Source organism: Terriglobales bacterium, assembly GCA_035457425.1.
Lineage (GTDB): Bacteria > Acidobacteriota > Terriglobia > Terriglobales > Acidobacteriaceae > JACPNR01.
The window spans coordinates 1-7,760 of the sequence record DATIBR010000140.1 but is presented as its reverse complement, the minus strand read 5'-3'; the positions used below and the strand labels follow the sequence as shown (position 1 = coordinate 7,760).

At 67.7% G+C, this 7,760-nt stretch carries 9 protein-coding genes; 8 read left to right on the top strand and 1 reads right to left on the bottom strand.

The window, feature by feature from the left end:
- The 3 genes from VLA96_10650 to VLA96_10640 all read left to right on the top strand — a co-directional run.
- Positions 1 to 230, top strand: a 230-nt coding sequence (locus VLA96_10650; protein HSE49655.1) for a hypothetical protein, incomplete at its 5' end; no start/stop codon positions are given.
- A 4-nt stretch (positions 231 to 234) separates the two neighbouring features.
- Complete coding sequence (gene rapZ, locus VLA96_10645) at positions 235 to 1,092, top strand: RNase adapter RapZ (GenBank protein ID HSE49654.1); 858 nt, start codon at positions 235 to 237, stop codon at positions 1,090 to 1,092.
- The gene (locus VLA96_10640; protein ID HSE49653.1) at positions 1,038 to 1,658 is read left to right on the top strand and encodes an LON peptidase substrate-binding domain-containing protein; all 621 of its coding nucleotides are present in this window, start codon (positions 1,038 to 1,040) and stop codon (positions 1,656 to 1,658) included. The genes rapZ and VLA96_10640 overlap by 55 nt, the downstream gene beginning before the upstream one ends.
- A gap of 241 nt (positions 1,659 to 1,899) precedes the next feature.
- Here the strand turns inward: VLA96_10640 and mutY are convergent, their stop codons facing one another.
- On the bottom strand, positions 1,900 to 2,871 hold the full coding sequence (mutY, locus tag VLA96_10635; GenBank protein ID HSE49652.1) for an A/G-specific adenine glycosylase: 972 nt from the start codon (positions 2,869 to 2,871) through the stop codon (positions 1,900 to 1,902).
- Positions 2,872 to 2,890: 19 nt separating this feature from the next.
- On the opposite strand from mutY, the gene VLA96_10630 reads away from it, so the two are divergent.
- From VLA96_10630 to VLA96_10610, 5 genes are all read left to right on the top strand, one after another.
- The gene (locus VLA96_10630; GenBank protein ID HSE49651.1) at positions 2,891 to 3,862 is read left to right on the top strand and encodes an ABC transporter permease; all 972 of its coding nucleotides are present in this window, start codon (positions 2,891 to 2,893) and stop codon (positions 3,860 to 3,862) included.
- On the top strand, positions 3,859 to 5,040 hold the full coding sequence (locus tag VLA96_10625; GenBank protein HSE49650.1) for a M20 aminoacylase family protein: 1,182 nt from the start codon (positions 3,859 to 3,861) through the stop codon (positions 5,038 to 5,040). The genes VLA96_10630 and VLA96_10625 overlap by 4 nt, the downstream gene beginning before the upstream one ends.
- A 10-nt stretch (positions 5,041 to 5,050) precedes the next feature.
- Positions 5,051 to 6,631: an ABC transporter substrate-binding protein gene (locus tag VLA96_10620; protein HSE49649.1), complete on the top strand. Its 1,581-nt coding sequence runs from the start codon at positions 5,051 to 5,053 to the stop codon at positions 6,629 to 6,631.
- The gene (locus VLA96_10615; protein ID HSE49648.1) at positions 6,544 to 7,536 is read left to right on the top strand and encodes an ABC transporter permease; all 993 of its coding nucleotides are present in this window, start codon (positions 6,544 to 6,546) and stop codon (positions 7,534 to 7,536) included. The genes VLA96_10620 and VLA96_10615 overlap by 88 nt, the downstream gene beginning before the upstream one ends.
- 7 nt (positions 7,537 to 7,543) lie before the next feature.
- Positions 7,544 to 7,760 (top strand): ATP-binding cassette domain-containing protein (locus VLA96_10610; GenBank protein HSE49647.1); only part of this gene is annotated, 217 nt, incomplete at its 3' end.

The window sequence follows — 7,760 nt, the reverse complement described above, 5'->3', positions numbered from 1 at the left end:
CCCCTTCCGGCAGCAAGGATCCGACCGAGCGCCTGCCGCTGGCCGAGCTCACCGAGGAGATCCTCGGCGTCACCATTCCGAAGGTGATCATCCCGGTGGCCGCCGGCCGCAACCTCGCGGTGCTGGTGGAGGCCGCGGTGCGGAACGAAATTCTCAAGCTGCGCGGCATCGACTCGATGGCCGAGTTCCTGGCGCGCCAATCGAGCGAAATGTCCAAGGGCGACAAGTAACGCGGTGGCCAAAGGCATAGTCGTCGTCAGCGGCCTGTCCGGCTCGGGCAAGAGCATTGCCCTGAAGGTGCTGGAGGACGCGGGCTACTACTGCGTCGACAACCTGCCCGCCACGCTGCTGCTCGAGACCGCCGACTTCCTCACCCTGGAGGCCGGGCACGATCGCGTCGCGGTGAGCGTCGATGCGCGCAGCGCCGCGCTGCCGGCGCTGCCCGACGCCATCGAGCGCCTGAAGAGCCGCGGCTTCGACTGCCGGGTGCTGTACCTGGAGGCGAATACGCCGACGCTGCTGCGCCGCTTCTCCGAGACGCGGCGCCGCCATCCGCTGTCGGGCGGCATGACCTTGACCGAGGCGATCGAGCGCGAGCGCAGCCTGCTCGCCGGCGTCGCGCCGCTCGGCAGCCGCCTCGATACCAGCGACCTGCAGCCGCGCGTGCTGCAGAACTGGATCCGCGACCTGCTCGGCCTGGGCGGCGGCGGCATGACGCTGCTCTTCGAGTCGTTTTCCTACAAGCAGGGCATCCCGCTCGACGCCGACTGGGTGCTCGACGCGCGCATGATCGCCAACCCGCACTACGATGCGCAGCTGCGCCCGCTCACCGGGCGCGACGCCCCGGTGGTGGAGTTCCTGTCGCGCGAGGCGCTGGCGCAGCAGTGGCTCGAGGACGCGCGCAACCTGCTGGCGCGCTGGCTGCCGCAGATCGCGCGCGAGAACCGCAGCCACGTCACCGTGGCGATCGGCTGCACCGGCGGGCGCCACCGCTCGGTGTACCTGGCGGAGAAGCTGGCTGCGGCGTTCCGCGGCGAGTGGAAGGTGCTGGTACGCCACCGCGGCCTGGCGAACGAAGAGAACGCCCCATAGAAGAACTGCCGCTTTTCCCGCTGCACACCGTGCTGTTCCCGGGCGGGCGGCTGCCGTTGCGCATCTTCGAAGTGCGCTACATGGACATGGCGAAAAGTTGTATCCGGCATCAAACGCCGTTTGGCGTCTGCCTGATCCGGGAGGGGGCCGAGGTCGGCGCGCCCGCCACGCCGAGCGAGGTCGGCACGCTGGCGCGCGTCGCGAGCTGGGACATGCCGCAGCTCGGCGTGCTGCACGTCAGCGCGCGCGGCGAGCGGCGCTTCCGGATTGTCGAGCGCCGCGTGCAAGCGGACGGGTTGTCGGTGGGGAAAGTCGAATTCCTCGCCGACGAGGCCGACCAACCTGTCCCTGCCAGCCTATCCAATGCCGTGAAGCTGCTCGAGCGCGTGGTCGAGCAGCATGCCGAGCTCCTCGAGCGCCCGCACCGCCTGGATTCTTGCGCGTGGGTGAGCGCGCGGCTCGCCGAGCTGCTGCCGCTGCCGCTCGAGGCCAAGCAGGCGCTGCTGGAGATGGACGACGCGCGGGCGCGGCTCGAGCGCCTCGGCGCGCTGGTCCGAACGGACTAGGGGACACGACGGAAATTTCGACGCGTGTAGCGCATGATCTACACCGCGACGAACAACGATCGTCACGCTGTTAACAGCCCCATCCGAGAGACCCACGCTCGCAACCTGAGGGTCCACGGTAGGGCCAAACAAAGTGTAGTCGCTGCCCGATCGTCGCTTGAGAGGCAATCCCGGAGGGCGCAGCTAGCGGCTGCGCCCTTCGTCTTCCTGCAATCATTCTCACACTCGCCCCCACAGTGCGCTATCGCGGCGCACGTATGCGTGGTGTCGCGTTTCTCTGCAAATCCTGTAAGAGTTTCTTTACCGGCGTAGGGATCGCCGCGGCCAGCGCGTCGTCGACGTCGATCCAGATTCCGCGCCGTTGCGCCTTCACCTCGTGGAGGAGCGGGCGGATCCGCAGCCGGAAGTGGGTGAAGCCATGCTCGATCACCGGCAGCACTTTTCCTTTTCCCGGGAGGATCTTCTTTTCCGGGAAGCACCACAGCCCGCCCCAGATGCCGGGCGACGGACGGCGCTCGAGCAGGACCTTGCCGCCTTCGCGGTACACGTGCCAATCGACTTCCCGCAGCGGCAAGGGCTTGCGGGCGCGCGCGGCGGGCAGCTCGGCGACGCGCCCGGTCCTGCGCGCCACGCAGCGCGACTTCACCGGGCAGCCCGCGCACGCCGGCGTGCGCGTGCACACCGTCGCGCCGAGGTCCATCAGCGCCTGCGTGTAGGTCTCAATGCCGCGCCTGGGCAGCAGGCGTTCTGCAACCGGCCACAATTCCCCCGGTTCTTCGATTCCGTACACTCTCGATAAGACCCGCTTGACGTTGCCGTCGAGGATGGCGGCGCGCTCACCGAACGCGAACGCGGCGATCGCTGCCGCCGTCGAACGGCCCACGCCGGGCAGCTCCTGAAGCTCGAGGGAATTGCGCGGGAACCCCGCGACGGCGATCTGGCGCGCCGCGCGGTGCAGATTGCGGCCGCGCGCGTAGTAGCCCAGCCCGGCCCATAGCCTGAGCACGTCGTCCTCCGAAGCGGCCGCGAGCGCCTCGACAGTCGGGTATTTGTCGATGAACCTGTTGAAGTACGGGATCACTGCGGACACCTGGGTCTGCTGCAGCATGACTTCCGAGAGCCAGATGCGGTAAGGGTCGCGCGTGCCCTGCCACGGCAGCCCGCGCCGGCCGTGCCGCCGCTGCCAGGCGATGAGCTTTTCCGCGAAGGACATCGGGTACCATTCTCTCAAAATGACGGCCTTTATCCTGCGGCGCCTCGCCCAGGCGGTCCTCGTCATGCTGACCGTGGGCCTGATCGCGTTTTCGCTGTTCCGTTTCGTCGGCGACCCGGTGACCTTCATGTTCGGCCAGGACGCCACGCCCGAGCAGCGCATCGAGGTGACGCGCGTGCTCGGCCTCGATCAGCCGTTCTACGTCCAGTACCTGCGCTTCGTCGGCAACGCGCTGCAGGGCGAGTTCGGCCTGAGCCTGCGCCAGGTGCAGCCGGTCTCGCGCCTCATCGGCGACCGGCTGCCCGCGACGCTCGAGCTCTCCATCGTCGCCGCGTTGCTCGCGCTCGCGCTCGGCATCCCGATGGGCGTCTACACCGCGTTGAAGAAGGATTCCTGGTTCTCGCATGTTCTGCTGGCGGTCTCGCTCGCCGGCGTGTCGCTGCCGACCTTTCTGATCGGCATCCTGCTCATCCTGGTGTTCTCGGTCTGGCTCGGCTGGATGCCCTCCTTCGGGCGCGGCGACGTGGTGCAGATCGGCTGGTGGAGCACGGGGCTGCTCACCGCCTCCGGCCTGAAGGCGCTCGTGCTTCCCGCCATCACGCTCGGCCTCTTCCAGATGACGCTGATCCAGCGCCTGGTGCGCTCGGAGATGCTCGAAGTGCTGCGCACCGACTACATCCGCTTCGCGCGCGCGCGCGGCCTCACCGACCGCGCGGTGCACTTCGGCCACGCGCTCAAGAACACCCTGGTGCCGGTGATCACCATCACCGGGCTGCAGCTCGGCGCGATCATCGCCTTCTCGATCATCACCGAGACGGTGTTCCAGTGGCCCGGGATGGGACTGCTGTTCATCCAGGCGGTCAGCGTCGCGGACGTACCGGTGATGGCAGCCTACCTGTGCCTGATCGCGCTCTTTTTCGTCGTGATCAACCTGGTGGTCGATCTCCTCTACTATGCGGTCGATCCCCGACTCCGCCTGCGACCGCTATGACCAGCCCCGTCGAACGCATCCGCCAGTACCACCGCGAGCTCACCGCGATCCGCCGCGACCTGCACGCCCATCCCGAGCTGTCCTTCACCGAGCAGAGAACCGCCGGGGTGGTCGCCGACTACTTGAAGAAGCTCGGCGTGGAGACCCATACCGGCCTCGCGAAGACCGGCGTGGTCGGCGTGATTCACGGCAAGAAGAAGAACGGCAAGGCCGTCGCGCTGCGCGCCGACATGGACTGCCTGCCCATGCACGAATTGAATGCCTTTCCCCATCGATCGAAGCATGAAGGGCGAATGCACGCCTGCGGGCACGACGGCCATACCACCATGCTGCTCGGCGCGGCGCGCTACCTGTCAGAGACGCGCAACTTCGAGGGCACCGCGTACCTGGTGTTCCAGCCCGCCGAGGAAGGCGGCGGCGGCGGCCAGGTGATGGTGAACGAAGGCCTGTTCGACAAGTTTCCCGCCCACGAGATTTACGCCGTGCACAACTGGCCGGGCCTGCCGGCCGGGCAGATGGCGGTGCGCGCCGGCCCGGTGATGGCCGCCACCGACGAGGTCCAGATCACCGTGCGCGGCCGCGGCGGCCACGGCGCCATGCCGCATCTCGTCGTCGACCCGGTGGTGGCCTGCGCGCAGATCATCAGCGCGCTGCAGACCATCGCGAGCCGCAACGTCGAGCCGGTCGACGCGGTGGTGGTGAGCATCTGCTCGATGCAGACCAGCCAGGTGGGCGCCTTCAATGTGGTGCCCGATGCGGTCAAGCTGGTCGGCACGGTGCGCAGCTTCCGCCCGGCCACGCGCGACCTGGCCGAACGGCGCCTCAAGGAGATCGTCACGAAAGTAGCCGAGGCCTTCGGTTGCTCGAGCGAGATCCAATACACCCGCGGCTATCCGGCGACCGTCAACAGCGCCCGCGAGGCGCAGTTCGCGGCGCGCGTCGGCGAGCGCGTGTTCGGCAAGGGCAACGTGATCACCGAGCACGAGCCCACCATGGGCGGCGAGGATTTCTCGTACATGCTGCAGGCGCGCCCCGGGGCCTATGTCTTTCTCGGGCAAGGCGGTCCCCAGGGCGGCTGCTTCCTGCACAATCCCAACTACGATTTCAACGACGAGGTGATCCCCCTCGGCGCGGGCTACCTGGCCGCGCTGGTGGAGGAAGCACTGCCGATCAAATGAGGAGGAGGACATGAGGAAACTGCTTCTGGCATTGGCGTTCGCGGCCGCCGTTCCCGCCTACGCCGCAAACCTGAAATGGGCCGCGCAGAACGACGTGCTGTCGCTCGACCCGCACTCGCAGAACCACGCCACCAGCAACGCGATCCTGCAGCACGCCTACGAAGGGCTGACGCGCTACGCCAAGCCGGTCGGCGGCGAGTACAAGATCGAGCCGGCGCTCGCGACGAGCTGGAAGCAGATCGACGACACGCACTGGCGCTTCAACCTGAGGAAGAACGTCAAGTTCCACGACGGCTCGCCGTTCACCGCCGACGACGTGGTGTTCTCGTACAAGCGCATCGTCCAGCCGCAGGGCACCATGCAGATCTACGTCACCGGCATCACGGACGTGGTGAAGGTCGACGACTACACGGTGGACTTCGTGCTGAGCGGCCCGGTGCCGATCCTGCTGCGCAACATCCGCGACTTCCGCATCATGAGCAAGAGCTGGTCGGAGAAGAACCGCTCGGCCAACGTGCAGGACTACGCGAAGAAGGAAGAGACCTACGCCTCGCGCAACGTCAACGGCACCGGCCCGTACATGATCAAGGGCTGGGAGCCGGACAAGCAGATCGTCATGACCTACAACAAGAACTGGTGGGGCAAGCTGGACGGCAACGTCACCGACGTGGTCTACAACCCGATCAAGTCCGACGCGACGCGCGTCTCGGCGCTGCTCTCCGGCGACGTCGACATGGTGACCGACGTGCCGACCCAGGACGTGGACCGCCTGCGCAAGGACGCGAAGCTGAAAGTGCTCGACGGCCACGAGGTGCGCACCATCTTCATCGGCATGGACCAGCAGCGCGACGAGCTGCAGTACGGCAGCGTGAAGGGCAAGAACCCGTTCAAGGACGTGCGCGTGCGCAAGGCGCTCAACATGGCGGTCGACCGCGAGGCGATCAAGCGCGTGGTGATGCGCGGCCTGTCGATCCCGGCCGGCATCATGGTCGCGCCCGGCGTGCACGGCCACACCAAGGACATCGACGTGCCGGTGAAGTACGACCCGGCCGGGGCGAAGAAGCTGCTCGCCGAGGCCGGCTATCCGGACGGCTTCGAGTTCACGCTCGACTGCCCGAACAACCGCTACGTGAACGACGAGAAGATCTGCCAGGCGCTGGTCGGCATGTGGGCCAAGGCCGGGCTGCGCGTCAAGCTGAACGCCATCCCGTTCTCGAACTTCATTCCCAAGATCCTCAATTTCGATTCCAGCGCCTACATGCTGGGCTGGGGCGTGGCGACCTTCGACGCGCTGTACACGCTGCAGTCGCTGGTCAAGACCAAGACCGGCGGCGCGGAGGGCAGCTTCAACCTCGGCCGCGTGAGCGATCCGAAGCTCGACAACGTCATCGACGCGATCAAGATCGCCACCGACACCAAGGCGCGCGACGCGCTGCTGCGCGAAGGGCTGCTGCGCACGCGCGACGAGTTCTACTACATCCCGCTGCACCACCAGCTGCGCCCGTGGGCGATGAAGAAGAACGTCACCACCGTGCACATCGCCGACGACCGGCCGGAGGCGCGCTTCACCCGCGTCGAGGGCGGCCACTGATCCTGCGCAGGCTCTGGGAGCACGACCTCGCCTGGAGCTTCCGCCGCTCGCCGGTCACCGTCATCGCCGCGGCCCTTACGCTCGTCTGCGTAGGGGCCGCGCTGCTTTCGCCGTGGCTGTCGCCGCAGGACCCGTTCAACCCCGCCGCGCTTGACCTGAACGCGGCGTTCAAGCCGCCGGCCTGGAGCGAGGGGGGCGAGCGCGCCTACCTGCTCGGCTCCGACAACCAGGGCCGCGACATCCTCTCCACCATCATGCACGGCGCGCGCATCTCGCTCGGCGTCGGACTCGCGTCGGTGGTGCTGGCGCTCCTCTTGGGAGTCTCTCTAGGATTGCTTTCCGGCTACCTCGGCGGGCGCGTCGACGCGCTCATCATGCGCGTCGCCGACGTGCAGCTATCCTTCCCGGCGATCCTGATCGCGCTGCTCATCGACGGCGTGGCGCGCGTCGCGATGCCGGCCGACCGGCACGACGAGATCGCCATCCCGGTACTGATCCTCGCCATCGGGCTGGCGGGCTGGGTGCACTACGCGCGCACGGTGCGCGGCTCCACCATGGTCGAGCGCGAGAAGGAGTACGTGCAGGCGGCGCGCGTGATCGGCCGCAAGCCGCTCGCCATCATGCTCGCGCACGTGCTGCCCAACGTGATGGGCCCGGTGCTGGTGCTCGCCACGCTCAACATCGGCACCGCGATCATCACCGAGGCCACGCTGTCGTTCCTCGGCGTGGGCGTGCCGGCCACGCGGCCCTCGCTCGGCACCCTGATCCGCGTCGGCAACGAGTTCCTCTATTCGGGCGAGTGGTGGATCACCGTGTTCCCGGGCGTGGCGCTGGTGGTCCTGGTGCTGTCGGTGAACCTGCTCGGCGACTGGCTGCGCGACGCGCTCAATCCGAAGCTCAGATGATTCGTCCGTGACTGTTCTCTCGGTTGAGAACCTCACCGTTCAGTTCCCCACGCGCCGGGGAGTGCTGACGGCGGTCGACTCGATCAGCTTCTCCATCGCGCCCGGCGAGGTGCTCGGCGTGGTGGGCGAGTCGGGCGCCGGCAAGTCGATGACCGGCCTCGCGGTGATCGGCCTGCTCGAGCCGCCGGGGCGAATTTCCGCGGGCGAGGTGCGGCTGGAAGGCC

Bases quoted from the DNA above. Each gene is read 5' to 3' on its own strand.
- mutY (HSE49652.1), bottom strand. From the start codon at position 2,871: ATGTCCTTCGCGGAAAAGCTCATCGCCTGGCAGCGGCGGCACGGCCGG.
- VLA96_10630 (HSE49651.1), top strand. From the start codon at position 2,891: ATGACGGCCTTTATCCTGCGGCGCCTCGCCCAGGCGGTCCTCGTCATG.
- VLA96_10625 (HSE49650.1), top strand. From the start codon at position 3,859: ATGACCAGCCCCGTCGAACGCATCCGCCAGTACCACCGCGAGCTCACC.
- VLA96_10620 (HSE49649.1), top strand. From the start codon at position 5,051: ATGAGGAAACTGCTTCTGGCATTGGCGTTCGCGGCCGCCGTTCCCGCC.